Consider the following 26,123-nt stretch of genomic DNA (forward strand, 5'->3'; position numbering starts at 1 on the left):
CTCGGCTTCTCGGTGCTCTCATATGAGCTAGGTCTCTTACATGTCTTCTCGAAACCGTCGTCCGCCAAGCGATCTTCGGACCATGGCAGTCCCAGAGATCAGAAATGCCAGTCATAGCGGTCCTGTGGATCCTAGGATTATTGACAACGTTGTCACTGTCGCTGCTCTGGGGCAGCGAGGTGTCGTACCGCCTCGCCCGCAACGATTGTGAACTTGCGAATCGGAGTGCGACTGCGGACGGGGCGCTGGACTACGCCGTGTCGGGATTGTTTGATCAAAAATCTGATCGCCTCTTGCGTCCAGGTGTAGGCGAGGTTCACCTGCTCCACTTTGGCGAAGCCGAGATCCGGATCGTGATCCAGGACGAGCTCGGCAAGATCGACATCAACCAGGCCGACCCTGCCTTGCTTGCCAGTTTGCTGCGGTCGGCGGGGCTAAACGCCGATGCGGCAAGTGGGCTTGCAGACAAGATCGTAGACTGGCGAACCGCGAGCGAATTGAAGCATCTTAATGGCGCCAAGGAGTTCGACTATCGCGCGGCGAATAGTCCCCACCGGCCGCGCAACGGTCCGTTTCAGAGCGTCGACGAGCTTCTTCTCGTAATGGACATGACGCCTGCTCTCTTCCAGCGGATCGAACCAGCCGTGACCGTGTATTCCGGAAGCCAGTTCGTTGACCCACGACGTGCCACACCTGAAGCTCTGGCGGCGATGCCCGAGATGATCAGTACGCAAGGGACAGCCTCCGATCGCCCGCCTCCATTTCCGATCGGCGCAAACGAAGAGCCAACGTCATCCTTGCGCGGTCGCGCCTTCATGATCTGTATCGAAGTCGCAAAGTCAGGCCAGGTTTCTCGATATCGAGCTGTTATTCGAATGACGGACAATCCGGTACATCCCTATTTCCTTCTCAGCTGGAAGATGACGTAAGCTCGCGACCAGCGCTCTGTCAGAGACGTAGTGTCTGTGGAACACCTTCCTGGCCGCGAGCTTGGCGAGGACGTCGACTATCGACCGGAAGACGCTCGACGCAGCTGTCAATGCCTTGTGCGAAAGCGGGACGCCGCGGCGGCGTACCCCGCGGACCAAATAGGCGTCAAGCGCCAGTCAGTAGGGCCGCAGAGCTACGCTTACGTTGGAGCGACGAAGATGAGGCCGCAATGTCACGGAAACATGGGGCGGCTCAGTCCGCGCGGCGGCAAGGTGCTACGTATTGCTGCCGCAGCAAATGTTTGATCCGCACCGGCAATCGAGAGATGCGGCTGGCAACCGGGAGGCTAGCTAGCCACGGTGCCGCAGGAACTTCACTGATAGGCCACGCTTTCTCGTGAAGTGAGCCGCGTCTCGTCGCAGAACAGGGGGCTCGCCGCTATCAACAACAACCGTCGGACGGAGGAGTGTGAGGCTCTCATGGCAGCCGAGCACTTCAGCAAGGCCCAGAATCCGGATTATTCGCGGCACTATCGGGGTCTTGACATCGTTGCTGAGATCGAGGCTTACGGCAGCTTCAACGAGATCCAGCGCCGAATGGCCTTTGGTGGTCTCGCCCTTGCCAATAATGACTAACGACTGCGTCGCCGCTTCGCGCAGAATGCCTGATAGGCGAGCCCGACTCCCACTTCCAGGGAAGTCGTCGCGCGCCAGCCAAGCTCCGTCAGGCGGGAGACGTCGAGAAGCTTGCGTGGTGTGCCATCCGGCCGTGACCGGTCAAAGCTGATGCTGCCCTTGAAGCCTACTACGGCGGCAACCACGCGGGCGAAGTAGCCAATGGTGATATCCTCGCCAGTGCCGATGTCGACCAGCGCGGTGTCCGAATAGGTCTTCATCAGGTGCACGCAGGCATCCGCCATGTCGTCGGCATAGAGGAACTCGCGCCGCGGCGTGCCGGTGCCCCAGACCATGACCTCCGGCGCATCGGCGAGCTTGGCCTCATGGAAGCGGCGGATCAGCGCCGCGTTTGCGCCGATGGATGGGGTCGGCTAAATCCCATGATCTGCGATCGCCGTAAATCTCGGCTGGAAGCTCCCGGGCGTTGTCAGTGACATTAGATCGATGGCGCTGCTCGACACGTACGAGGCGAAGCGCCTACGGACGTCGCTCAACACCGACCATCCTTGACGCTCTACGGATTTGCTCGGCCTTTTCGCTGCAATGCTCAAGACCAAAGACGCGCAACGGGGGAGCTGGCGACGAGTCTCGTCGTGTTGCCGACGGCCGTCTCGACCTTTACGCGGGCGTCTAGTTCAACTTTGCCGGTATCTGATAACCCACTGTTGGTTCGCCAGCCATCGTCTCGGATTGCACAACCTTGCCGCCCGATGCTTTGACGGCGTTCGCTCTGCCGCGTACTTTGTGTAAATCTCGAGGTGATCTCACACTGATCCGTCCTGATTAGATCCTGCGGCATTGCCAAAGGTGCTCGGCTCGCTGGACGGCGCTTTGATGGAGGCATTGGACCATGGTCGCGGCTAGCCTCCCACGCATCTTACGTGCGGACCACAAGTTCCACTGACGAACACCTCCTCGATTTCAGGCATCAAGGTAACGGCCTCATCGACGGTCGCTTCGATATCCGCCTCTGTTGGCGCCGAACCCAGCCACCCCCGCGCATCGAACCAGCGCCTGAAGAATGGGCGACGATACACCTGGAAGTATTGTTCGAGATACTGGACCCATACGTCCTCTGCAGGGATGCGCCCTGACGCATGGACAATCCCCTCTCGAGGGACGATGCCAAGGTTGAGGCGAAACGCGGGGCGGCCGCACTTGTCGAGCTGGATTTCGACGATCTGAAATCCTTGAATGCCTTCGCGCCGCAGTCTCCCAAATGGGAATGCGGAACGAATCTCCCGGCTCCGCGCATCGCCGCCCGTAAGCGGGATCGTCCGGAATCCTCGCTGCTCAAGCGCTGGGACGATTCTCAATTGAACGACCCGTCTCAGCGCATGTCTAACCTTTTCCGTCATTAGCCATCGATTCGGTCGCCGACAAATATCAACATCATTGGGATGAGCCGGTCCATCCGTTAACCGCCGTCTCACTGCCATGTAGTGGTGAAGTCATGTTGGTTCTTTGGAGGAATCAGGACCCAGCAATGAGCGCGTCGAGGCAGTCTAACGGCGCCGGTGCTCCCAGGGCGTCAAACAGCTCTGACGCCGTTGACGACCGGGCCGCTTGACTTACAGTCTGTCCAGGATCCGTCTTGTCAAAGTACTGCTCAATGAGTTCGGGACGTTTTGTTATATAGTCGACGGCGCGCTGCCGCATCTCATTAAAGCGAATTTCAGGCGCCTGGCGCAGAGTTACCGATATCTTCCTGGTCCCACCATTCACAAAGCTGAATATCCTTCGCCAACGGCTTTCACCCCAAAGATGCTCGAAGCGAATCTCATCAATCCGCCAGATTGTCCCGTCACGATCCAAAACAATTACCCCGAGATAGCGCTCAAGGACCCGTTCTCTCGGACCCGTCGAGACTTTGAACGCATCGCTGCTATATGGCAGGATCGTTTCTCTTCTCTCATCAAAGAACAGCAAGGTACGTGGCCCACTATCTGCAGTCACATCCGCCTCCCCGGGGTGAAGTGCCCGCTAAAATTGCGCCGATCGTTAGGCTCTTAGACCATCCGGGGCCAGCCACCCAAGCCAGCTCGGGATACTGCGCGAGCGTCGAATTGAGGGACGCGGAGATGGGATTGGTGTTCCAGGGCTGGTTCTTAATCCAATCCGGTACCATCCGTCCTATGCCTTGGTTCCGCTCCAATAGCCAATGATGTCTCGCCTGCCCTTCCCCGAGAAGCTGAATGCCTTCCCTGTTCATCCACTTGCGTGTCGCGTTCCAAGTATGACTCCCAAAATCCTTAAATCGGAACGCTCCCTTCTCCAAGGCGCCAGCGAGGCCCCCCCCGACGAGGCTGAGTCCAACCTCTCCGAGGTTAATGCACCGCCAGTTTCCGCCGTTCTCGTAGAGCTGAAGTCCAATATCTGCTGCGGCAAAAGCGAGGCCCCACGCGAATTCTCCCGTCGGATCTGTAAAAGAGACAGGATTCCCGCCAGCGTATACATAGAGGCTCGGCCCTGCGACGAGCCCAAGCGGATCTGCCTGCGTGTATCTCCCAATCGATGCATCGTAATGCCGATGCCAGTTGTAGTGAAGCCCTGACTCGACGAGAAAATACTGACCCGGATATCGCAGGTTGTTGCTTGCGGTTCCGGTGATCGAGCGGACCTCACCGTAAGGCCAGTACCATGCGTCCCAAACCACGGTCTGGTTTGCGTCGGTCATCTTGCTCGGGCGATCGAGATGATCAGGATGCACGTACCATTGTTTAGGCGTTGCCGTGTCCAGATCTGCAAAAAGCGCAAGGGGTGTATCATCCAGCCAGACGTATTCCCGCTGCGACGTGCCGTTCGCGCCTGCCTCGGCCAATAGCCGCCCAGAGCTGTCATAGATATAGTGGTTCGTAGTCGATGGCGTCATATTCTGGGTGGTCCGAACGGCCATCCGCTCGAGCCCGTCATAGACGTAGCTCGCGGTCACCGTCGTGCCGATTGTGAGCTGATCGAGCCGATTACGATTATTATAGCGGTAGTTGTAGGTCGTAGTGCCCCTGACATCAGTGACGATATTGCCGGCTCCGTCATTCGTGACGCTCCGCAGCGTATTCGTGCCCTCAGTGGTGCCGACGTAGAGATTGCTGTTGTACGGATAGCCCAAAACTCTTGTCGTGGTGGTTGTGCCATTTGTAAAGACGTCGCCGGTCCGATTGCCGACCGGGTCCTGCCAATAGGTCTGCGTCCCCCAGTCCCCGTAGACATTCTGTAGCCGATGACCAGGAGTGAAGACATAGTTGTCGGTCCGACCGGCGACATTGTTGTCCCAGACATTGGTGATGTCGAAATCATCGTACCAGTAGGTATAGGCGCGGTTGATGACCGAATTCGATCCCTGCTCGACCACGAAGGTGCTCAAATTGTAGTCCTGCGTGAATGTCTTCCACAGGATTAGGTCATTGCCGTACGAGAGCGACTGCAATGGACCGAAGGGTTGGTAAGTCACCCACTTAGCGAGCAGCATTTCGGCAGTTGCGGCGCCCGGCTGCTGCGTCACGGTGTTCACGAGCCCCGTTGCACCGCGGTAATAGTTGACGATCCGGCCGGATGGATAGGTGATGCGGGTCAGATTGCCGTCGAGATCATAGGCATAGCCAACGAGGTAGACGATCCCGGCTGTTGTCTTCTTTTCCTGAATGGCCTGTCCAAGCGAGTTGAAGGTCCACTCGATGCTCCCGGAGGCGTCGTCGATCCGTGTCAGGCGCCCAACGCCCTTGCTTCCGCCAGATGTCCCATCCCAGGTTAGTGTTACGTTCTCGCCCGGTGCAGCCGGATATTGCTTGCTCAACAAGCGCCCTGCTGCGTCATAGGTCAGATTGGTAACGACGCCACGCCCGTCAGTCATTTGCGTCGGTTGACCAGCGGCATCGTAGACATAGGTGGTCGTGCCTGTATCAGGGCTCGTTCGCTGGATTACGTCGCCGAAGCCGTCCCGCACGAAAGTGGTGTTGAGAGAGCGTGGGTCGCGATAGCTGGCTACTTCATCTCTGCCGTCGAGGGTGACCGTCTCGCTATTGCCCTCCTCGTCTTTCGAATTGACCAACCTGTTCAGCGGATCGAATGACCATCCGAAGACATTCGAGCGCGGGTCGGTGATCGAGACGCGATTGTTGGTCTTGTCGTAGCCGTGAACCCAGGTCTGCTTTGAAGCCCCGATGAACTTCAACAGTCGGCCGAGTTCGTCGAATACGGCCGTTTGCGCCAACTGGATGGTTCCGTCAGATCCCTTGATCTGTCGCGCTGTGACGTTGCCCATCGCATCGCGCGTCAGTGAGATGGATGCGCCAGTATTGTCCTGGATCTGAACCACCCGCCGCGCATCATCATAGGTATAAGACAGATAGGCTCCGTTGGCGCGCGTCACTCTGGTGACATCGCCAACTGCATTGTATGTCAGCGACATCGTCGCGGCCAATCCCGACGGGTCGACTGTGACAGTCAGGAGTCGGCCGAGCGCGTCGTAGGTAAGGCTGGTGGTGACGCCATTGGGATCGGTGACGAGCGTCGGCTGTCCGCGGTAATTGACCGAGTTGATGATCGTGACCTGTCCGATCTCGTTTGTGTAGGAGGCAGGATAGCCGTTGGCATCGTATGAGAAAGAGACCGTATCGCCTGGGCCGGGGAGGGGGCCGTCAACGCTCGTCAGCAGCGTCCCGGTATAGTTGAACGTCCAGGTCCGCGTCTGTCCATTGGTCGAATACGGCGCCGTCTGCGACGTCGTGTCGGTCTGGGTCACTTGCGACAGCTGGCCGGCTGTGCTCCAGATGTATGTCGTGGTCAGGCCAGGTTCGACCTGTTGCGCGACCACATTAAAGGTGTTGTCGTACACGAAACCCGTGGTAGTCGCCGCTGCGGTGCCACTTCCGCGTACGATCGAGGTCGGGCGTCCGTAAGAATCCCTCGTATAGGCTGTGACGCGTCCCTCGTCATCGGCGACCTGACTGACCTGCCCAAGCGTATTGTAGCTGACGGATCGGGCTGAAGCGGGGCAATTGGTGGTCGCCTGGCCGGCCACTCCTGCTGACTTCATCGTTCCCTCTCGCTTTGCAAACGAGTAGGTAGCCTGCTTTCCAAGAGCATTGGTGACCGTACGGGTCACGGCAGCATCGTCATAAACAACCGTGGTCAGGTCTGCGCCACCCGCGTGCGAGCTGGAGATCGGTCGCCCATCCGGATCGTAGGCCCAAGTTGCGTAACGTACGCCTCGGGCGTCAGTCACTCCGGTGAGAAGGTCCGGAAAGGTCGTGTTCTCGTAGTGATACGTCGTCACATCGAGCTGCTGCCATACTCCGTTGTTCTTTTCCGACCTCGTGACAGTCGTCAGGTTGCCGTTCGTATATCCGTAGTCGATCTTGAAGTATTCAGTGGGGCCTGTGCTCTGCGCATAGGTGTAAAACGTTGCGGTCGAGACATGGAGAGGGGTTCCCGAGGCGCTCGTCTCGTAGCGAAAATCGATATGCCTCGAATCGGCGAATCCTATGGAGTCGATTCGCGTGGGATGTACGGCTGTGTTGGCGATGATACCCTTGCTGACGCCGTTCCTTTCCGTAATCGATTTGGGCCAATAGGTATTCCCGCTCTGTATGAAAATGACCGTTCGATCATTCTCGTCCTTGAAAGAGAAGAACTTCGTGCCGCCATTGTCAGAGCTCGTCAGCGATACTTTCGATTCGCTATAGACGCTCGCGTAGACCCCCGGCGTCGGCTGGTAGAAATCGTATTCGACGCCGTCTGGCGAGAACACAGCGACGGTGTTGCCAACGAGTATCTCGTACTCGATGTCGAAGTGCCACCGTGCCGTGCCTAGCCGTTGGCCCGGCGTTCCCCGGCTTCGATAGTGGCGTACAAGCCCGAGCGGCCGCGCTCCCCCCGACATGAAGTCGACGGCATCCTCTGACTTCGAAGATCCCGAGAGTGAGATCGGATTGCCAACGCTCGGATCAGTTGTGCACGGATCGGGGCTGTTCTGCGGCACGGGTGCGTGGCTGTTCGGGGGGCCGCGGCTCGGATCCTTTGTGCACACCCCTCTCTGCAGCGCGTAGCCGGAGACGCAGTCGGGCGATGTGATGTTGATCTCGTACGCCACTCGGGTGGCGTCGGCAACGTAGCATATAAGGCTGCCGTTCGGGCGAACCTCGACGCCGTTGAATTTCAACGGCAAATGAACGTCATAATCGTAAAAGCCGATGATGATATATTGCGGGTACAAAGCTGCGAGCTGACAAGCCGCAGCTGGCTCGGTGACGTATTGGGTAGTCAGAGGGATATTGTTGACGACGATCGGATATCCCAATTGCGGGTTTGCATCGGCTGCGGTTGCGGCGCACGCGAGAATGAAACAGGCTCGTCCCAGGCAACGAAAATGACGCGCCGCCCCAAGAAGCATCTGGAAAATTGGAGCAAGAACCTTCAAGCTAAAAGTACAGCCAGAATCGGTATTTCTAATCCAAGAGGATACGAAATACTGGATTGTAGAGTGCTCGATCGCTCTTTGTCCCGCCGCTCCGATCGCTGACGACATCCCATGCCCCTCGCCTGCTTCCCCGTAGATTTACGGGGGCATAAGATAGAAGTCGCATTATACCTTCAACGGTCGTGCGGCTTTATCAACAACTTTAGGGCGAGCCGCTAGAATTGGTCTGAATGATTGCAGGAGCTATCGCCGAAAGTTGGTGACGGCGGGAGTCCGAAGGCGGCATCGGAAGGCTGCGGGGCCAAAGGCTTGAGCGGATCATTGAGACCAGGCCGAGGGAAGGTGTGATTTCGCGGGGGGAGTTGGTGGTGCAGCAGGCTGCGGGGGCGCTCGGTTTCTGAGTTCATCGTGCTGGGGTGGCTGACCCTGTCGATACTTTTGGTTGTGCGGCTACAGTTGTTCAAGTCGCGAGTCCTAACCCTTGAGGAGGCGAGGCCCTCGTGATCAAGTCGATCAAAGAGTCGTCGATGGATTAGGAGGACGCAGATCGCTTGGGGGTGCAGGTTCGCAGGGTCAAATCGGTTCACCGCATGGCCCAAGCCGTCGCTGAGGCACGCGGTTGAAAGCAGGCCGGCCTGCGACATACCTCGATCGCCGTGTGAGTGAGGTCCGGCCGACGTTCTGATACGATGCCTGGACGCTCTGTATCAGCTTGGTGCTGTCCACCAGCGACGCAATGAGCTCCCTGGTTAGTTCGCGCAGGCGCGGCAGATCGTTGTCATAGGCGTCGATATCGAATCCGTCAGCCCGGGATTTCCCTGCACTGAGGCGCTCGCTAAACCGGAGACGTGGGCATGTTTCAGTTTCAGGACGAGAACTATCGAGGGTTCTTGACGGTTATCATCATCTCGTACGCCAATGCTTCGCTTGGACGCAAGGCGCGACGGGCCGCGGCGGCGCCGAAACGTTGCAGGACGTCCGAACGAGGAAATGTCTCAATTTCTAGCAGATTGGGCAGCTCGGAAGCCGATGCCGACCGTCTTCAAGCTGTGGGATCGCATTCCAAAAGTCTGCAAGGGCATGGGCGCCGGCGTGGGGGCGTTGAGTTGGGAAGCGGCGGGGGCGATTGCTCATGCAGGTAATCAGAGCTCTTCTCGCCTGGCTATCTGGGGCTAATTCGCGCCTATCGTCGCTTGAGAAGCAGGTTCTCGATTGTGTGCGAGCGCGGCTGGATGATCAAATTCGAGATTTGTGGGATCGTCAGGTTCAGGCTATCAACAAGGTCCAACGGCTGCCAAACGGCGTTGAGGTGGACTTCTACAGGATGTCAAACGGACGACCGAGCTTCGACGGAATTATCGCATTCCCCAACAAGAGAGAGGCGGCTTTTGGCTACGGTGAGCATCGAGATGAACGGCCTGGGGGCGTTGGATGCAACAGTCTGGTCCGTCAATGGGCTCATGTTCTCGATCGAGTATAAGGGAAGCGTTGGTGACTTTGAGGAAGCAGCCGCCGGTATGGACCCCCTGCCTGGGTTCAGGATCAGCTGTGGTTTGACTGCCGATCTGTCAGCTGCCTCAAGAGTGTCAGGCAGGATGTCATCATCGGAGTGCGATTGTTATACGAGCCGTTGAGTAGCCAACAGTGTTGACGAATACGCTGACCGAATGGTCGATGTTGTAACCGAGAACGGCAGCTGCGCATCGGCGCCACTGAGGAGACCAAAGCGCCATGCAGCAAGCACTCCACTGCTCGAGTGGCGGGTGCACGATCGACCTTCAGCTCTATTCCCGAGACTGACGACGTTCTAAGCTTGATGGTTCAAACGCCCAGGGCTGGCAGAATCCCCCCTGCGGGTGCCCAGATGTATACGAATCAAACGAGCCATCGACTTTCCTGCGCAGCAAGGGTGACGAGCAGCCCAAAAGCCAGAAATGGTCCAAACGGGACCGCGCTCCTCCGTGTGACGGAGTAGCCAGCCGCATGTAGGGTGGCGACTACCGCGAGCGCCGATAGTGAGGCGGACAACAACTGGAGAGGGATGCCGACCATACCAACCCAGAAAGTCGACGCAGTCAGTAGCTTCACGTCGCCTAGTCCCAGGCCCTGCTGCCTTCGGATGACGAAATAGAGCCAGCGTAGGAGCCAGACGGCAGCAGCGACGATCATTGCCTGGAGAATTGTTTCGACGAGGGCAGGCAATCCGCCCAGGGCAGCTGCCCGAAACGCCCCAATTAGGGCGATCGTCGCATTCAGCGCGTTGGGTATTGTTCTGCGCTTGAAATCGATCCAAGCCAGCAAAACCACAAGGCCTGGTAGGAAGATCAGACAAGCCGTAGCTACCCCAAGTCCGGTCATCGCGTACTAATGAGCTGCGCGCGGAGATCGTGCTGGATGCAGTCGAATCAGAATCCGCACAGTTCACATTTGATTGCGAAAATCACCTTCGCGCCCCGCGCGTGAAACAGGCGATTCATATTGCCAACAAAATCTCCGCGTCCGAGTGCTCGATAACCCTGAGTAATCACTCACGCTATCCCCTCATTTCAAGTGTCAATGCGGGAAGTCACGACTTCGCTTCTGCCCGATGTTTTGGTCGTGTTCTGCGTCAAAGTCAGGAGGCAGGCCAGCGGCTTGCCGAACATCGCCCCTAGCTCGGCTCGCGTGATTCGCGGCGAGACCCCGCCTCACTCGCGGCGGTAATCGTCCTCGATACGGATAATGTCGTCCTCGCCGAGATAGGACCCGGTCTGGACCTCGATCAGTTCCAGCAGGATCTTGCCCGGGTTTTCCAGCCGGTGCACCGCGCCCATCGGAATGTAGATCGATTCGTTCTCGTGCACGGTCTGGACCGTCTCGTTCACCGTGACCCGCGCCGCGCCGCGCACCACGATCCAGTGCTCGGACCGGTGATAGTGCTTCTGCAGCGACAGCCGCTGGCCGGGCTTGACGATGATGCGCTTGACCTGGTGGCGCTCGCCATTGTCGACCGACTGATAGCTGCCCCAGGGCCGGTGCACCTTGATGTGCGCCTCGGTGACCTCCGGCGCGACGGTCTTGAGCTTGGCGACCAGCCGCTTCAAGCCGTTGGCATCGCGCTGGCGCGACACCAGCACGGCATCCTGCGCCGCCACCACGACGAGATCGTCGACGCCTTCGAGCGCGACCAGCGCCTTGTCGGTGACGACGTTGCAGTTGCGGGAATCCTCGAACACGGCGGTGCCGCGCGCGGCGTTGCCCTGCCCGTCCTTGTCGGACAGTTCCCAGACGGCATGCCAGGAGCCGACGTCGGACCAGCCGCACGACACCGGGGCCACGGCCGTCCGCTCGGTCTTCTCCATCACGGCATAGTCGATCGAGATCGGCTTGGCCGCGGCGAAGGCGTCGGAGTCGAGGATGATGAAGCTGAGGTCGCGGCCGGCCTTGGCAACCGCGTCGGTCACCGTCTGCACGCTGGCGGCATCGAATTTGCGGTATTCGTCGAGCAGCACCGATGCGCGGAACATGAAGTTGCCGCTGTTCCAGAGATAGCCTTCGCGAATATAGCGCTCGGCGGTCGGCTGATCCGGCTTCTCGACGAATTTTGCGACCGCCCGCACTTCCCCGGATACCGGTGCACCCGAGCTGATATAGCCGTATTCGGTGGCCGCGCGCTCCGGATTGACGCCGAAGGTGACGATGCGGCCGGCCTCAGCGGCCGCTAGCCCCTGGCGGCACGCCGCGAGAAAAGCCGGGGTGTCGCGAACGACGTGATCGGCCGCGAGCGCCAGCACGACGGCATCCTGATGGCGCGATTGGGCGAAGGCGGCTCCGGCGGCGATGGCCGGGCCTGAATCGCGCCGCATCGGCTCCAGCAGGACGTCGGCCTCGATGCCGATCTCGGCCAGTTGCTCCAGCACCATGAAGCGATAGGCCAGGTTGGTGATGATGATCGGCCGCTCGAAAAGATCGGCATCGGAGACGCGCAGCAGCGTGTCCTGGAATGTGGAATGGGCGCCGAACAGCGGCAGGAACTGCTTCGGCCTGACCTCGCGCGAGGCCGGCCAGAGCCGGGTCCCGGCGCCGCCGCACATGATGAGAGGAATGATGCGTCCGGTCATGAAATCAACCCGTCAAATCCGATGGTAGTCGCGGTACCATTTTGCAAAATGTCCTTTATCGTCGGCGATCGAGGTTGCCGGCCGGAAGCCGATGTCGCGCTCGAGATCGCTGACATCAGCATAGTTGGTCTCGACGTCTCCGGCTGCATCGGCAACATCTTCATGATGCGCGGACGGCCGATCTCCTTCTCAAGCGCCTTCCCGAGGGCTCGCGTGGCCGGGAGCATCGAGCCCAGATCGGCTTGGTGGGCACTGTCGATCGGAACGGTGACGAAGACGCAAGCAGCCGCGGCCGTCTCGCTCGGATCGGCGGCCGTCTCGCTCGGATCGCTGGTGAAGTGCAAGTCCGGCCGATTCAGAGCGGCCGACGGGATCTCATAGCTGCTGTCCCTACCGTCTTCTAGCTTGGCCATTTGGACGACGTCGATGTCAAATCCGATCGCGGGCTGGCCGGCTTGCACGAACGCTGCCGCGACCGGCGAGCCGGCATAAGCACCGCCTATCGCTGCGATCATCAGTCCATGGGACATAAACTGGTGTTCCGGTTGTTTGCGAGGCCATTGACGCCACCCCGCGGCTGTTTAGCCACTGGGGCGTCAGTACCGCAAGGGGGCGGTCTCCGCCGCGGCATCGCCTTAAGTCCGGCCCGCTATGAGGGGAGTTGCGCGTCGCGCACTCGACCTCGGAACCTTAAGAGCCAAAGTCGCCCTCGTGGGGGTGCATTCTGACTCCCCTCTTTGGATCGCGGCTCGCTCGCGTCTTTTTGGGCCAGTGAGCTCGAATTCGCAGGACGCATCATGGCCAGCGCGAGAACATTCTCTCGGCGCGTACTGGCGGGGGCCTTCATCGATCAGCCAGCGGAGATTCTCCACGTAGCTCAGGCCAGAGCGGGGGGTAAACTGTGGCGGAGGAGAGATGATCGTCGGGTACACTGGCAGGTACACGATGCCTTTGGCGCGCGAAAAACATCATATTAATCATGCTGATACAGAAATTTTCGATTCCGCCCCTGGGCACCACGCTTCGCCCTTCGGGCTACGCGTGGCGCAGCCGCGCTAGTGCCCGAAGGGCGAAGCGTGTCCGGCGAAGCCGGGCGTTTGAGCCCCACTCGTGCTTGAGCCACGTTCTCTGATCTCCTGATCAACCCTGTCAAACAGCCTGCCGCACGTCGCAGCCTTGCTGACGCCCATGCCGCCGCGATCCCGCGGCCTGTCAGGCCCGAGCTGTGCTGCAGTTTGGCGTCCTCTTCAGGTGAGAGGGCGCAGGGAAGGCCAAGTGCCGACTGGCACCCATGGCCCCCGTGCGAAAGAAGTGCACGGGGCAGGAACCACAGGCTCAGCCGGAAACAACCCGGCCTTCCCTGCGCGATGGTTTGAACGGCTGCTCCGTGCTCTCCCAGGGGACCGGGCTTGCTTGCCCCCGTCATCGACGTCGTCGCCGACCAAGACACCAGCGTCGGGGTGTCGGGACCACACGGCTTGACCGTCCGCGGCACGACGTTCGTCCGCACCCCATCGAGATGCTGCGTCGCCCCGCGGCCACCGCTCCCCGCCGCAACGTCCCGTGACGATCGCGATACGCCCCTCTCAGTGCGGGCGGGATGGCCAGAAATGTGGAGGTGATTTGCCCGACGGCGCAAGCGGAATCACTGCGGCAGAGTGGCACGACGGGCAGTTTGTGCAGACCGGGAATGCGTTGGCCGATGGAATCCGAGTCTGGAAGAAATGTGCACTGTTACGGCGATTCGAGCTCGAAGATGAAAGGTCCCCTTGATTGCAACAACTTCTCCATCGACGGAGCGCGCAGAAACTCGGATTCTATTGCAACCTATTTAGCCGACCCATCCTTAGGAAAATTTGATCAGTCACCCTGAGATGGAATTGCGCGGGGATCCAGAGGACGAGGCTGAGAATGCCCATCGATATTCGACCCGCGTGCTCGCGAACTGAAGGTGATGCGAGCGGAATCACGAGAACAACAAGCAGGGGAATCACCCATCCGTTCACCGAGATGTTTATTGTGGCGGGTCCGCCGTTATGGATTAGCCAAGCGGCTGCCAGCACAATTCCTGCAGCGGCAGTAAGAGAGATGATCAGAGGTAGAACACGGCACAGCGAGCAGATTCTAGACATCCGGCTGCCTGCACTTCCGAGCAGTCGCAATAGGTATCTGTAGTTTTTGTCCGAGGTCATGGAATCTCGTAGCACTGACTCAATGGCCAGAAAGTCCCATTCGACACTTTCTTGAGTGTGGATGGGGAGGACCTGAACTTGAGGTAAGTAGTACTCGGTCATGCGATAGCCGCTGGCCATCAGGGCGTACGCCTCGACCTCGGAGAAGCTGTCAAGGTCAGTGCGAATCCCTGCAAGAAGTTCCTGAACTCGCTTCCGAATACCGTATTCGGTCACCGGTTCGTCTGTTTGGTTTGAATCATCGCGCGGTTCTTCGCATCCCAACCAGTCGATCGGTACGACATCGAGATCCTTTTTAAGGTGAATGAACATCATTCCCTTGAGCAGGCCGCCTCTTTCCATGGTCTCTAAGCGGGCATATTGCTCCTGTCGAACGCGTTCCATAAGAATGGAATTGCTCCGCGTTAGCGACGCTAGCGTGCCCCCACCAGGATCTGGCGCAAATGCGGTTTGTCCCGAGGCGTCGCTCACGAGAACAACGCTGCAGCCTTGTTCGAAGAGGCTCGCGATCCCCTGGTTATCGTGCACTCCGCCGTCGACCTGTCTCAGTATAAGTGGCTCGGACTTTTTACCTCGTTCTTCGAGACGATATAGACCATCGATTCTGATTGGCTCGAAGAGGCCGGGCACGCACGCAGAAGCAACAACAGCCTGAGAGAGGCAGGTCGCTCGGTGCTCTGGTGGCGCCTCACTATGGTACATTCTCCGGAGCCGGTTCGTGCCGTCTGCATTGGGATCGATTCCCCAAGGAGACTCACCCATGAAGCTCGTCGTATATTGCCAAGCATGTCCCGTATTCAGCGTCGTGGCATTGAGTATCAATACTGGAACTTTTGTTTGACGACGCCAGTTGTATTTGTTCGGCTCGAAATCCTCTTCTCCTCCGTAAGGCTGGATTTTCAGATCTTTGAGAAGCAACGGGCCCTTCGGCTTGCGCTCACTCACTGCGTTCGTCCACACCCTTGCGAAGAGCTGGGCCTCGAGGAGTTCGCCTAGTCGAACCGTTCGCGTGTAGGCGCGGCTAACGATTGAACGCAGGAGCGGTAGAGGGTTGGCAAATACGCGCATCCGTATATTTGTCTGCACGCCGGCCAAAAAATCCGCCGCTACGCGCCGAACGAGCCTAATGTACGCATCGCGTAGCTCGATCTCGTTCAGATTCTCCAGCCCCTCGGTCTCCATCGTCTCCCGTAGCTGAAGGTAGTAGTGAGCGCCGATGATTGAGCCACCGGAAACACACGAAAGGACCTCCACGCGGCGCAGGACATCGAGCTCGGCCAGTTTTGCAAGCACCCCGATATGAAAGAGCGAAGCACGAAAGCCGCCACCGGACAGGGCCAGGCCGACCTTTCCAATAAAGGCGCTTTCGCGTGCGGCGGCGGAACCAACGAAAGCGTCGAGCGCCTTCGCAGCCTTCGCTACCACGGGCTCGTTCGGTGATGGGATGCCTCGGTTCTGGAGCTGACAGAGCGTCGCAAGCTGCGTGGCGGTGCTCCGGAATTCCCAATCAGGGACGCTTGGGAGGGCCTTGGCCTCCGAGAGCCAGCTCTCGGCCTCGTCGTACCTGCCGAGTCCAAACAGCGCGTCGGAAAGCGTGACAAGATACCACCAGTTGTTGTTGAGCGTGGGGTCTGTCGTGCGCAACGGTAACAGCTTCGCCACGACGGCCTCTCGTATCGCCCTGGCCTCCATTCGGCGTCCCTCGACCGATGGCGTCCCTTCAGATGATTCGATGTCGGCAAGTTGGTCGAGAACGAACGCAGCGTTGATCGCGCTGTAGCCATAATCCTTCTCCGGACCAACATCGAAGCCACGACGGTAGTAGTGATATGAACGTTCCAGTTGGTCCTTTTGCCCGGTGGCCTGCCAGCGGCGCTTACAGATGGCGCCCATGATGCCGAGAGTCTCCTGGTCGGAGGTGTTCGCGATATCGAAGGTTCCTTTGAGGATCGCAAGCGCTTGATCAAGAGCCTTCAATACGGGCAAATCAGGATCTTTGTAGGTGCACAGCGCGTGCTGCTGGGCAAACCAAACCCGAAGAGCGACTTCAGAGGTCGACTCTTCACGAATTCTCGCAAGGACTTTCCGCGCCACGCCGAACCTGTCCTCGTTCTTCAGGCGGACCACCAAATCCTTCACCCGCTCGGGCGGGAGCTGATGGCCTCGCAGGTACTCCTGTGCTTCGTTGGCTGCAGAGCGCGTGAGAATGACCCGCCCCTCAAACCCTGCCTCCGCCGCCAATTTCCGGAATTGACCGGTTATATCGCTTTCGGATCTGGCTGACCCCTCCCAGACAACTGCGGCGACGAGCCGATGCAGAGCACCCTCTCCTGCAAGCGTCCTGGCCTCGCGGATCACGGCTTCGTTCACGGCGGCATAGGTGGCAGCGTCGCTGGTGTGATTGCCGGAGAGTACGATCAGGTCTCCTGCTGCTTCGGCAGCCGAGACGAGACGGTCAAATAGCCGGCCCCAATCGCCCGGTCGGTCGATCACGGAGGTTTGTCGAAATCGCTCCAGCGGAGCCGGCACGACAATTCGACGTCGTAGACTGAGACGCTCCGCCTCCTCGAGTGCGAGGAGGTCAGCGCCGCAGGCGGCGGAGCTGACGATGGTGACGACGCTTTCTCTGGTGAGCAGGTCGGCAAGTCGTTGGCGTACAACCGGGATGCTTTCGGGCGGAAAGCGTGAGGGAGCGGTATCAGCTCCATCGATCCGTCGTCCGGCGAGCGCGAGTACCGAGGATCTCTTGCGGAATGTCGAGCTCAGCAACTTGGCACCTTTTGAGTCGCATCGTTCGAGTGGCAGCCTCCTACAGAGAGCTAGCGGGCCTGTTCCTTCCAGCCGCTGTCTGCCAAAGGATCGTCGATATATGCATCTTGTACATTGTCGAAGATCTGACAGTTCTTCGCCTGCCCGCTCCCTCTTAAGAAGCTGAACGCCACACATCGCCGGTCGCCGGCGCAAGCCACTTGGCACGCCGTCAGGTCGGAGACGTTCGCGGTTGCAATCGGTCGTGCATCAAACCGATGATTATGAACAGTAGCCAATTGTACTGGCAGCGTTGAACGGGTCGGCAGCGCGAAAGGTTTCTTGATGCCGATTGCGGAGCGCGGCTCAAGTACGGACGTTGAGATTTTCCGCTTTAGAAAGCACATTTTATTCCAGCGATCGAAGCTGAATGCGACGCATGCCGGGTTCGCGTCGCACTGCAAGGCGCAGGCGTTGATTTCCGAATCGCGAATGCCAGCTTGGCCATCAGGTTGCACGATGTCTTGTTTATCAATGTCTTGGTTGTATTGCAGTGTGTAGTTGTCGAGGCGACTCGGCGGCGTCTCGTTCGCTGGCGGGACTTCCGGAGCCAGTTTGGCCGTCGTCGCTCCGAGGGGCTCCTTGGGTGTTGTCACTCCGGGAGGCTCTTTGGGGGTTGTCATTCCGGGGGGCTCCTTGGCTGTCGTCGCTCCGGCAACCTCCTTGGCTGTTGTCACTCCGAAGGGCTCTTTGGCGGCCGTATTCTGGTGACGTGCATCATACGAATTATTGCGATTCGAGCTGTCTTGCGGGCCCAGGAATTGATAGGCAAATGCGCCCGCTACCACGATCGCTGCGCCAGCAATTGCCAGCGCCCACCGACTCCGTCGCGCAGGGAGTATCGGGACAGGGGGCAGAATCGGCGGCGGCGGTTTTCCGGCGTGTGCCTCATCAGGCATTTTCGACGGGGAGGCGATAAGCTGCGAAATATCATTGATCAGCCTCTGGAACGCCTGGGTCGGCTCCGGGGCCTTCCAATCCGACAGGTCCGCCGCTTGAAGACTCCGAAATCCGATAGGAGCCTCGACACCTTCGATGAGCACCGGGACCAGTATCCCTCGCCGCTTTGCATCGTCCGCCTCTTCCTGCACCCAGCCGGAGGCGATCGAGGCCTTGGACCAGATGACGACGACACAGCGCGCCTCGCTGAGTTCTCGGCCGATCGTTTCCCGCCATGTCTTGCCGATCGGAATAGTCCGATCCCAAAAGATCGACCAGCCGCGGCCTTCAAGTGCGCGCGCAAGCATTTCAGCCCACGCCCGGTCTTCGTTCGCATAGCTTACGAAAACATCGCTCATAGCGGCTTCCGGTAGATTGGCATCAGCGTCGAGGTCGAGATAAATGGCGCAAAGCAACAAGGCCGCTGATGACCAAGGCCTCGAATAGGAAAACCAAAAATTTCTGACGGATTGCAGAATGCCGCTTGAGTATGGTCCATACGGACGCTCTCTGCAGTTCCAAACGAACAATAGACTAGCCGCTCGGTACAACCATTGCGCTAGATCAACATCAGCTGGTTATACACCTTGAGATTGTTTGAGGGCAGATCCCGAGCTTTGGAGGTTTGGGATGCCGGCCGGTTGAGGAGCCGCGTCGGTCGTGCGGCGGCCAATGTTCGAAAGCCTCCGGAGCACTGCAGAAGCTGGGATACGGTGACAGTCCAGCACTGTCACCGTAATTTTGGGCCTGCACTGCATTCCTCTCCCGGTGCTTGCGGCGTCAGGGATGAGTGCATCCGGCGAGATGTCGATGTGACCTCTCTCACAGCCCGCGACGGGATTGTGCGTCAATGTCGTCCCATGTGGTCCTGGCACGTCGACAAGGGAGGTGATGACATGCGCTGGAGTGAAGCAGCCAAGGGATTTGCGGTCGTCGTGGCGGTGACCGTCGCCGGAGTTCTGTCCACGACCTATGTCGACCACCGATTTGCCGCGCTTGAAGCATCGCCGGACGCGACAACGAGTCCGTCCCAGGCATCCGCCGCTTGCGTCGGCGAGGATGGCCGCTGGCACAATTGGCCGTGGGCGAACGTGCCGATGCTCTCGCCGGCGTGTCGGCAAGATCGATAGCGTGTCGGGCGGATGAGGGGAGCGCCATCCGCCCTGCGGGGATCATCGATGTCGGCTTTGGGCTGTCGGCCGCGAGCTCGATGAGCAGCCACTTGCCAATCAAGCTTGATCACGGGGGAAGTGCGCGTCCTCCGGAATTCGGGCCGGCGACTGTTGGCAAGTAAGACGGCGGATTACGCTGCGCTCATCCGCCCTACGAACTACGAATTACGCCGACGATTGCCGACTCGAAGTTTCAGGCATCCCACGGCGGCCGCGAATCCGGCTTTGACTCCAGGTTGCCGAAGTGATCATCTTCTCTGCTGACGGGAGAAGCAGGGCTCCAGCCAATCACACGCACCCAGGGAGGCGATGATGAACGGCAACAACAACAAGCTCGTGGCGGAGGCGATCGGGACGTTCTGGCTCACCTTCGGCGGTTGCGGCAGTGCGGTGATCGCGGCCGGGGTGCCTGATGTCGGGATCGGGATGCTCGGCGTGGCGCTGGCGTTCGGGCTCACCGTGGTGACGATGGCCTATGCGATCGGGCACATCTCGGGCTGTCATCTCAATCCGGCCGTGACGGTGGGGCTGGCGTGCGGCGGGCGGTTCCCGAGCGGGCTGATCGTGCCCTACATCATCGCGCAGGTGGTCGGCGCCATCGTCGGTGCGGCCGTGCTGTATGCGATCGCCAGCGGGGCGCCGGACTTCAGCACGGCCGGCGGCTTTGCCGCCAATGGCTACGCCGAGCATTCGCCGGGCAAATATGGGCTGGGGGCCTGCCTGCTCAGCGAATTCGTGCTGACGATGATGTTCCTGTTCGTGATCATGGGCGCGACCCATGGCAAGGCGCCGGCCGGATTTGCGCCTCTGGCGATCGGGCTCGCGCTGACGCTCATTCACCTCATCAGCATCCACGTCACCAACACCTCGGTGAACCCGGCGCGCAGCACCGGGCCGGCGCTGTTCGTCGGCGGCTGGGCGCTGGCGCAGCTCTGGCTGTTCTGGGTGGCGCCGCTGCTCGGCGGCGCGGCCGGCGGCTTCATCTATCGCTGGCTGAGCCCGGAGCCGGCCGGCGAGGTGACCGGCGAGCGCGCCGGGCAGGGCGTGGTCGCGAAGAGCGCCTAGCGAGATTTTCCCACGCGGTCGCGCTCACACCTTCATGTCGATCACGGTGCGGCTCATCTCGTCGCTCGCCTTCAGCACTTTCGCGTTCGCGGCAAAGCTGTATTTGGCGACGAGCTGGCTGATCATCTCCTGCGCGAGATCGACGTTGGGCGCGGCGACCAGGCCGTCCTTGTTGGCGAATGGCGCGGAGGGATCGTAGCTCGCGGACGTGCCCGAGCTCGACCGGGTGATGGTCGTCTGCGTGCCGCCGCCGGCGACGTCGCTCTGCACCAGCGCGAGCGGGTCGTAGGCCTTCGGCGCGCCGGCCGGCAGCGTGCCGTCGGCATTGGGCAGCGCGCCCGTGCTCCGGGCATTGGCGATGTTCGAGGCGGACACCTCGAGCCGGCGCGAGGCGGCCTGCATGCCGGAGACTGCGATGGTGGCGGTGGGGCTCATGGCGGCGCTTGCTGGTGACGTGATGCGTCAGCTAAGCCCGCAGCGCACCAAGCAAGCGTCAAGACCGCCGATGAGACTCGAGCGTCCGGCGAAAGGTTTTGTTCACCATGACGATCTCAACCCGGCCTGTTCGGATCATCGCGCAGCAGCGCCAAGGCGCTGGGCACGTCCTTGGCTGCGGAGACGAGCACATATTCGCCACGCGCCGCGCGGACGCCGCCGGTGACCACGACCGCCCGCTTCGGGCACAGGCCGAAGCAGCTCGTCATGACGATGCGCGCCGGCTTCTCGCCTGCGCCGTGACCAGAGCTGTCGTGGGATTTCAGCGCGTGCTTGATGGCCTTCCTGATTTCCTTGGGGTCATCGCTGCGCTTCAGGCATTTGCGGCAGACGAGCACCGGAGCGGCGCGGCGGGGGCGGACGAGAGCTGGGAGGGCCATGCCTCCGAGCTAAGCGGCCGGCCGAGGCGCCGCATCCCTCGCGGATGCGCAGCCGTCGTGCGGCGAGCGAGGTTCCGGGGCTTGGGTTGCAACCTTCCGAGCCTGGGCTATTGCCCATGATCGGGGCATATGATCTGGTCTGAATGACCCCGCCGCGTCCGGCTGGGGATGGTGGCGGGCTTCGGTTCCCGGCGCCGCGGCGGCCATGCCATAGTGCCGGCCGATCACCGTCGCGCCCCTGCTCGGCCGGGGGACGACGTGTCTGAGAAGGAGACCGCTCTGCGTCATGGCAGGCGACAGCGAAAAATCCCGGCTCGACGACGCCGCCCGCGCCGGCTGGCTGTATTTCATCGCCGGCCACACCCAGGACGAGATCGCCCGGATGCTGCAGGTGTCGCGCGCCTCGGCGCAGCGGCTGGTGTCGCTGTGCCTCGCCGAGCGGCTGATCACCTTCCGACTCGAACACCCGATCGCGTCCTGCATGGCGCTCGCGGCGCAGCTCAGGGAGCGGTTCGCGCTGGTGCATTGCGAGGTGGTACCGACCGATCCGGCCGCCCCGGCGGGCGCCGCGGGGATCGCCGAGCGCTGCGCCAACCTGCTGGAGACGACCTTGCGCGCCGAGACGCCGGTCATCATTGCGCTCGGAACGGGGCGGGCGGTGCGCGCCGCGGTCGAGCGCGTCTCGCCGATCGATCGCCCGGAGCATCAGATCGTCTCGCTGGTCGGCAACATCCTGGCGGACGGCTCGGCGAGCTTCTTCGATACCGTCGGCCGCCTCGCCGACCGCACCGGCGCGCGGCATTATCCGATGCCGCTGCCGTTCCTGATGGGCAGCGAGGACGAGCGCGACCGCATGGTCCGGCTGGATGCCATCGCCAAGGTCAAGGCGGTCGCCGACAAGGCCGATCTCAAGCTGGTCGGCATCGGCCAGATGGACCAGAAGGCGCAGATGCATGTCGACGGCTTCGTCACGCGCGACGAACTCACCGAGATGATGCGGCTCGGCGCCATCGGCGAGATCACCGGCTGGGCCTATGACGCCGGCGGCAAGGTGATCGCTGGCGGCACCAACCGCCGGCTCACCAGCATTCCGCCCGAGGTGCCGGCCCGCGCCATGACCATCGCGGCGGCGCTGGGGCCGGCGAAGATCCCGGCGATCCGCGCCGCGCTGACCGGTCGTCTCATCAATGGCCTGATCACCGACGAGGCCACGGCGCGCGCCGTCCTGGGGTGAATGCCCGCGGCGTTGTCGCGCGCCCTTCTATCAAAGCCCGATCTCTGTCGCGCCGCACAACCTGTGGGCGCCGGCGCATGCTTGACAAAGCCCGACCAGTGTTGTGAACATCAGCTCAGCCCGTGAGCATATATTCAAAAGACACGGGAAGGGAGGAGACCGTGAAGACCATCTTCACTCGGACGAGCACGCTTGCCGCCCTGATGGGCGCCGCCACGCTGCTGACAGTTACGCCCGCACTGGCGGAGACGAGCCTGACCATCGCCACCGTCAACAACGGCGACATGATCCGGATGCAGGGCCTCACCAGCGAATTCACCAAGGCCAATCCCGACATCTCCGTGAAATGGGTGACCCTGGAAGAGAACGTACTGCGCCAGCGCGTCACCACCGACATCGCCACCAAGGGCGGCCAGTTCGACATCCTCACCATCGGCACCTACGAGGTGCCGATCTGGGCCAAGAAGAACTGGCTGGTGCCGCTCGACAAGCTCGGCGCCGACTACGACGCGAACGACATCCTGCCCAAGATCAAGGACGCGGTGTCCGTCGACGGCAAGCTCTACGCCGCGCCGTTCTATGGCGAGAGCTCGATGGTGATGTACCGCACCGACCTGTTCGACAAGGCCGGGCTGAAGATGCCGGAGAGCCCGACCTGGGACTTCGTCATCGACGCCGCCAAGAAGCTCACCGACAAGCAGGCCGGCGTGTTCGGCGTCTGCCTGCGCGGCAAGGCCGGCTGGGGCGAGAACATGGCGTTCCTGACCGCGATGTCGAACTCGTTCGGCGCGCGCTGGTTCGACGAGAAGTGGCAGCCGCAATTCAACACGCCGGAATGGAAGAAGACGCTGTCGACCTATGTCGAGCTGATGAAGGAGGCCGGCCCTCCCGGCGCCAGCTCCAACGGCTTCAACGAGAACCTCGCGCTGTTCAACTCCGGCAAATGCGCGATGTGGATCGACGCCACGGTGGCGGCCTCGTTCGTGACCAATCCGAAGGAGTCCAAGGTCGCCGACAAGGTCGGCTTCGCGCTGGCGCCGAACACCGGCCTCGGCAAGAACGCCAACTGGCTGTGGGCCTGGAGCCTCGCGGTGCCCGCCGGCTCCAAGAAGGTCGAGGCGGCGGAGAAGTTCATCGCCTGGGCGACCAGCAAGGACTATCTCAAGCTCGTCGCCTCGAAGGATGGCTGGGCCAACGTGCCGCCGGGGACGCGCACCTCGCTCTACAAGAACGAGGAGTACCTGAAGGTCGCGCCGTTCGCCAAGCTGACCTTGGCTTCGATCGACGCCGCCGATCCGAACCATCCGACGGTGAAGCCGGTGCCTTATGTCGGCGTGCAATACGCCGCCATTCCTGAATTCCAGGGCATCGGCACCGCGGTCGGGCAGCAGTTTTCTGCCGCGCTCGCCGGCTCGATGACAGTGGATGCGGCGCTCGCGGCGGCACAGTCCGCCACCGAACGTGAGATGAAACGCGCCGGCTACATCAAATAGGCGTGCCAAGTCTATCAGCTCGACAAGAAACTCCTCCCGAGCTGATCACTGGCGGCCATCCCTCCCCACAGGGATGGCCGCATTTTCTCTCCGGTCTAACGCGAGATCCGTAGGGTGGGCAAAGCGCAGCTACCGCCGCGCCACGAGGCCGCTGCCGACGAATGCGCCCTCTCCCCTTGCGGGAGAGGGCATCAGCAGCCCATCCGCGCGCTCGGTTGGGTGAGGGGTATGTCTCCGCAAGCGGAGTTCGGCGAGAGAAACCCCTCACCCGACCGAGCTTGCCGCACTTTCCTAAATGCCCTCTCCCGCAAGGGGAGAGGGCGAAGTAACGGGCACCGCGCTCGAGCGCTACGGTGAGAGTTGTTTAGTGCGACAGCAAGCTGTCACCTCGTCATTGCGAGGAGCGAAGCGACGAAGCAATCCAGAGTCCCATCGACGCCCCTAGATTTCGTCGTTTCGCTTGCAATGACGGCAGTGTTCATCGAGCAGAATGGATCGCGACATGGCCACCCGACAAACCCAACTGCTCGCCCGGGCGCTGATGTCGCCGGCGGTGATTCTGCTGTTCATCTGGATGATCGTGCCGCTGGCGCTGACGATCTACTTCTCGAGCTTGCATTACAGCCTGCTCGATCCCGGCTCGGAAAGCTTCGTCGGCTTCGAGAACTTCACCTACTTCCTCACCGATCCGGCCTTCCTCGCCTCGCTGCAGAATACGCTGGTGCTGGTCGGCTCGGTGCTGCTGCTGACCATCGGCCTCGGCATTCCCCTTGCGATCCTGCTCGACCAGCCCGTGATCGGCCGCAACATCATCCGCCTGATGGTGATCGCGCCGTTCTTCGTGATGCCGACGGTCAGCGCGCTGGTGTGGAAGAACCTGCTGATGCACCCGGTGTCCGGCCTGTTCGCGTGGATCGCGACCTCGCTCGGAATGACACCGGTCGACTGGTTCACCGACGCGCCGCTGCTCGCGGTCATCTTCATCGTGGCCTGGCAGTGGCTGCCGTTCGCCACGCTCATCCTGCTGACCGCGCTGCAGTCGCTCGACGAGGAGCAGAAGGAGGCCGCCGAGATGGACGGCGCCAGCGCGCTGTCGCGCTTCATCTACCTGACTGTGCCGCATCTGGCGCGCCCGATCACGGTGGTGATCCTGATCGAGACCATCTTCCTGCTCACGGTGTTTGCCGAGATCTTCGTCACAACCGGCGGCGGGCCGGGGCTGCAGACCACCAACATCGCCTTCCTGGTCTATTCGCAGGCGCTGATCCAGTTCGACGTCGGCACCGCCTCGGCCGGCGGCCTCGTCGCGGTGGTCATCGCCAACATCGTCGCCTTCTTCCTGGTCCGCATCGTCGGCCGTAACCTCGAGGCGTAACACCATGGCGCGCAAGGTCACCGGACGTCATGTCGCGATCTCCACCGTCGCCGCCTGGCTTGCGGGCTTCGTGATCTTCTTCCCGATCCTGTGGATGGTGCTGGCGAGCTTCAAGACCGAGCTCGAGGCGTTCGCGACGCCGCCGTCGTTCCTGTTCTTCCACTGGACCACCGAGAACTACGTCACCGTGCAGGAGCGCAGCGACTATCTGCACCACGCGCTGAACTCGCTGATCGTCGCCGGCGGCTCGACGCTCATTGCGATGCTGATCGCCATTCCGGCGGCGTGGTCGATGGCGTTTGCGCCGACCAAGCGCACCAAGGACATCCTGCTCTGGATGCTGTCGACCAAGATGATGCCGCCGGTCGGCGTGCTCGTGCCGATCTATCTGATCTACAAGAACATGGGGCTGCTCGATACGCGGACTGGGCTGGTCTTCATCCTGTGCCTCGGCAATCTGCCGATCGTGATCTGGATGCTGTTCACCTACTTCAAGGAGATCCCCAAGGACATTCTCGAGGCAGCGCGAATGGACGGCGCCACGATCGGGCGCGAGCTGATCTACGTGCTGACGCCGATGGCGATCCCGGGCCTCGCCTCGACCCTGCTGCTCAACCTGATACTGGCCTGGAACGAGGCGTTCTGGACCTTGAACCTGTCGACCCTGGAGGCGGCGCCGCTGACGACCTTCATCGCCTCCTATTCGAGCCCCGAAGGCCTGTTCTGGGCGCGGCTGTCGGCGGCTTCGACGCTCGCGATCGCGCCGATCCTGATCATCGGCTGGTTCAGCCAGAAGCAGCTCGTGCGCGGGCTGACCTTCGGCGCAGTGAAGTAATAAAGGGGCT

The 26,123-nt window shown here is 60.9% G+C and carries 17 protein-coding genes and 1 pseudogene; 8 read left to right on the plus strand and 10 right to left on the minus strand.

Translation table 11 applies throughout. The features are described from left to right. Nucleotides 1-149: 149 nt before the first annotated feature. Together QX010_RS18555 and QX010_RS18560 are read left to right on the plus strand one after the other, a co-directional pair. On the plus strand, nt 150-929 hold the full coding sequence (locus QX010_RS18555; protein ID WP_315804665.1) for a type II secretion system protein GspK: 780 nt from the start codon (nt 150-152) through the stop codon (nt 927-929). A 480-nt stretch (nt 930-1,409) separates the two neighbouring features. Then, nucleotides 1,410-1,565, plus strand: a complete 156-nt coding sequence (locus tag QX010_RS18560; protein ID WP_316181040.1) for a hypothetical protein — start codon at nt 1,410-1,412, stop codon at nt 1,563-1,565. On the opposite strand, the pseudogene QX010_RS18565 reads toward QX010_RS18560, so the two are convergent. Then, a pseudogene (locus QX010_RS18565) lies at nt 1,562-1,954 on the minus strand (NAD-dependent epimerase/dehydratase family protein); the annotation flags it as partial. The gene QX010_RS18560 and the pseudogene QX010_RS18565 sit on opposite strands and share 4 nt — an antisense overlap. A gap of 750 nt (nt 1,955-2,704) precedes the next feature. On the opposite strand from QX010_RS18565, the gene QX010_RS18570 reads away from it, so the two are divergent. Next, nucleotides 2,705-2,968 carry a hypothetical protein gene (locus tag QX010_RS18570; protein WP_315804663.1) on the plus strand — a complete coding sequence of 88 codons (264 nt, stop codon included), beginning with the start codon at nt 2,705-2,707 and terminating at the stop codon, nt 2,966-2,968. Between the two features lie 112 nt (nt 2,969-3,080). Here the strand turns inward: QX010_RS18570 and QX010_RS18575 are convergent, their stop codons facing one another. The 7 genes from QX010_RS18575 to QX010_RS18605 form a co-directional block, all read right to left on the minus strand. After that, entirely contained in the window at nt 3,081-3,563 is a 483-nt protein-coding gene (locus tag QX010_RS18575) for a hypothetical protein (RefSeq protein WP_315783590.1), read from the minus strand. Beyond that, entirely contained in the window at nt 3,550-8,133 is a 4,584-nt protein-coding gene (locus QX010_RS18580) for an RHS repeat-associated core domain-containing protein (protein ID WP_316181042.1), read from the minus strand. Before QX010_RS18580 ends, QX010_RS18575 begins: the two co-directional genes overlap by 14 nt. 1,767 nt (nt 8,134-9,900) lie before the next feature. After that, nucleotides 9,901-10,383 carry an A24 family peptidase gene (locus QX010_RS18585; RefSeq protein WP_316181044.1) on the minus strand — a complete coding sequence of 161 codons (483 nt, stop codon included), beginning with the start codon at nt 10,381-10,383 and terminating at the stop codon, nt 9,901-9,903. A 329-nt stretch (nt 10,384-10,712) separates the two neighbouring features. Further along, entirely contained in the window at nt 10,713-12,125 is a 1,413-nt protein-coding gene (locus tag QX010_RS18590; RefSeq protein WP_316181045.1) for a mannose-1-phosphate guanylyltransferase/mannose-6-phosphate isomerase, read from the minus strand. Beyond that, nucleotides 12,122-12,655 carry a hypothetical protein gene (locus tag QX010_RS18595; RefSeq protein WP_315804660.1) on the minus strand — a complete coding sequence of 178 codons (534 nt, stop codon included), beginning with the start codon at nt 12,653-12,655 and terminating at the stop codon, nt 12,122-12,124. Before QX010_RS18595 ends, QX010_RS18590 begins: the two co-directional genes overlap by 4 nt. Nucleotides 12,656-13,942: 1,287 nt before the next feature. Next, complete coding sequence (locus QX010_RS18600) at nt 13,943-17,086, minus strand: tetratricopeptide repeat-containing protein (RefSeq protein WP_316181047.1); 3,144 nt, start codon at nt 17,084-17,086, stop codon at nt 13,943-13,945. Nucleotides 17,087-17,136: 50 nt separating this feature from the next. Then, on the minus strand, nt 17,137-18,423 hold the full coding sequence (locus QX010_RS18605) for a TIR domain-containing protein (protein ID WP_316181049.1): 1,287 nt from the start codon (nt 18,421-18,423) through the stop codon (nt 17,137-17,139). A 1,125-nt stretch (nt 18,424-19,548) separates the two neighbouring features. Between QX010_RS18605 and aqpZ the strand changes: the two genes are divergently transcribed. Next, entirely contained in the window at nt 19,549-20,301 is a 753-nt protein-coding gene (gene aqpZ / locus QX010_RS18610) for an aquaporin Z (RefSeq protein WP_316181051.1), read from the plus strand. Between the two features lie 24 nt (nt 20,302-20,325). Here aqpZ and QX010_RS18615 read toward each other — a convergent pair whose 3' ends face one another. Beyond that, nucleotides 20,326-20,736, minus strand: coding sequence for a flagellar basal body rod protein FlgC (locus tag QX010_RS18615; protein ID WP_316181053.1), 411 nt, complete (start codon nt 20,734-20,736; stop codon nt 20,326-20,328). A 116-nt stretch (nt 20,737-20,852) separates the two neighbouring features. After that, the gene (locus tag QX010_RS18620) at nt 20,853-21,176 is read right to left on the minus strand and encodes a hypothetical protein (protein WP_316181055.1); all 324 of its coding nucleotides are present in this window, start codon (nt 21,174-21,176) and stop codon (nt 20,853-20,855) included. A 286-nt stretch (nt 21,177-21,462) separates the two neighbouring features. On the opposite strand from QX010_RS18620, the gene QX010_RS18625 reads away from it, so the two are divergent. The 4 genes from QX010_RS18625 to QX010_RS18640 all read left to right on the plus strand — a co-directional run bounded on the left by QX010_RS18625 (nt 21,463) and on the right by QX010_RS18640 (nt 26,113). Next, nucleotides 21,463-22,410, plus strand: coding sequence for a sugar-binding transcriptional regulator (locus QX010_RS18625; protein ID WP_316181057.1), 948 nt, complete (start codon nt 21,463-21,465; stop codon nt 22,408-22,410). 203 nt (nt 22,411-22,613) lie between these two features. Then, nucleotides 22,614-23,903, plus strand: coding sequence for a sugar ABC transporter substrate-binding protein (locus QX010_RS18630; RefSeq protein ID WP_315804687.1), 1,290 nt, complete (start codon nt 22,614-22,616; stop codon nt 23,901-23,903). Nucleotides 23,904-24,405: 502 nt separating this feature from the next. Next, a complete protein-coding gene (locus QX010_RS18635; RefSeq protein ID WP_316181058.1) occupies nt 24,406-25,278 on the plus strand; it encodes a sugar ABC transporter permease in 873 nt (290 codons plus the stop codon). 4 nt (nt 25,279-25,282) lie between these two features. Further along, the gene (locus QX010_RS18640; RefSeq protein WP_315804651.1) at nt 25,283-26,113 is read left to right on the plus strand and encodes a carbohydrate ABC transporter permease; all 831 of its coding nucleotides are present in this window, start codon (nt 25,283-25,285) and stop codon (nt 26,111-26,113) included. The last annotated feature ends 10 nt before the right edge of the window (nt 26,114-26,123 follow it).

The organism is Bradyrhizobium sp. SZCCHNRI1009, from assembly GCF_032487575.1.
Lineage (GTDB): Bacteria > Pseudomonadota > Alphaproteobacteria > Rhizobiales > Xanthobacteraceae > Bradyrhizobium.

Excerpts from the sequence above, each read along its gene's own strand:
- QX010_RS18560 (WP_316181040.1), top strand. The coding sequence starts at position 1,410 with ATGGCAGCCGAGCACTTCAGCAAGGCCCAGAATCCGGATTATTCGCGG.
- QX010_RS18570 (WP_315804663.1), top strand. The coding sequence starts at position 2,705 with ATGGACAATCCCCTCTCGAGGGACGATGCCAAGGTTGAGGCGAAACGC.
- QX010_RS18580 (WP_316181042.1), bottom strand. The coding sequence starts at position 8,133 with ATGTCGTCAGCGATCGGAGCGGCGGGACAAAGAGCGATCGAGCACTCT.
- QX010_RS18585 (WP_316181044.1), bottom strand. The coding sequence starts at position 10,383 with ATGACCGGACTTGGGGTAGCTACGGCTTGTCTGATCTTCCTACCAGGC.
- QX010_RS18590 (WP_316181045.1), bottom strand. The coding sequence starts at position 12,125 with ATGACCGGACGCATCATTCCTCTCATCATGTGCGGCGGCGCCGGGACC.
- QX010_RS18595 (WP_315804660.1), bottom strand. The coding sequence starts at position 12,655 with ATGTCCCATGGACTGATGATCGCAGCGATAGGCGGTGCTTATGCCGGC.
- QX010_RS18605 (WP_316181049.1), bottom strand. The coding sequence starts at position 18,423 with ATGAGCGATGTTTTCGTAAGCTATGCGAACGAAGACCGGGCGTGGGCT.
- aqpZ (WP_316181051.1), top strand. The coding sequence starts at position 19,549 with ATGAACGGCAACAACAACAAGCTCGTGGCGGAGGCGATCGGGACGTTC.
- QX010_RS18615 (WP_316181053.1), bottom strand. The coding sequence starts at position 20,736 with ATGAGCCCCACCGCCACCATCGCAGTCTCCGGCATGCAGGCCGCCTCG.
- QX010_RS18620 (WP_316181055.1), bottom strand. The coding sequence starts at position 21,176 with ATGGCCCTCCCAGCTCTCGTCCGCCCCCGCCGCGCCGCTCCGGTGCTC.
- QX010_RS18625 (WP_316181057.1), top strand. The coding sequence starts at position 21,463 with ATGGCAGGCGACAGCGAAAAATCCCGGCTCGACGACGCCGCCCGCGCC.
- QX010_RS18630 (WP_315804687.1), top strand. The coding sequence starts at position 22,614 with ATGGGCGCCGCCACGCTGCTGACAGTTACGCCCGCACTGGCGGAGACG.
- QX010_RS18635 (WP_316181058.1), top strand. The coding sequence starts at position 24,406 with ATGGCCACCCGACAAACCCAACTGCTCGCCCGGGCGCTGATGTCGCCG.
- QX010_RS18640 (WP_315804651.1), top strand. The coding sequence starts at position 25,283 with ATGGCGCGCAAGGTCACCGGACGTCATGTCGCGATCTCCACCGTCGCC.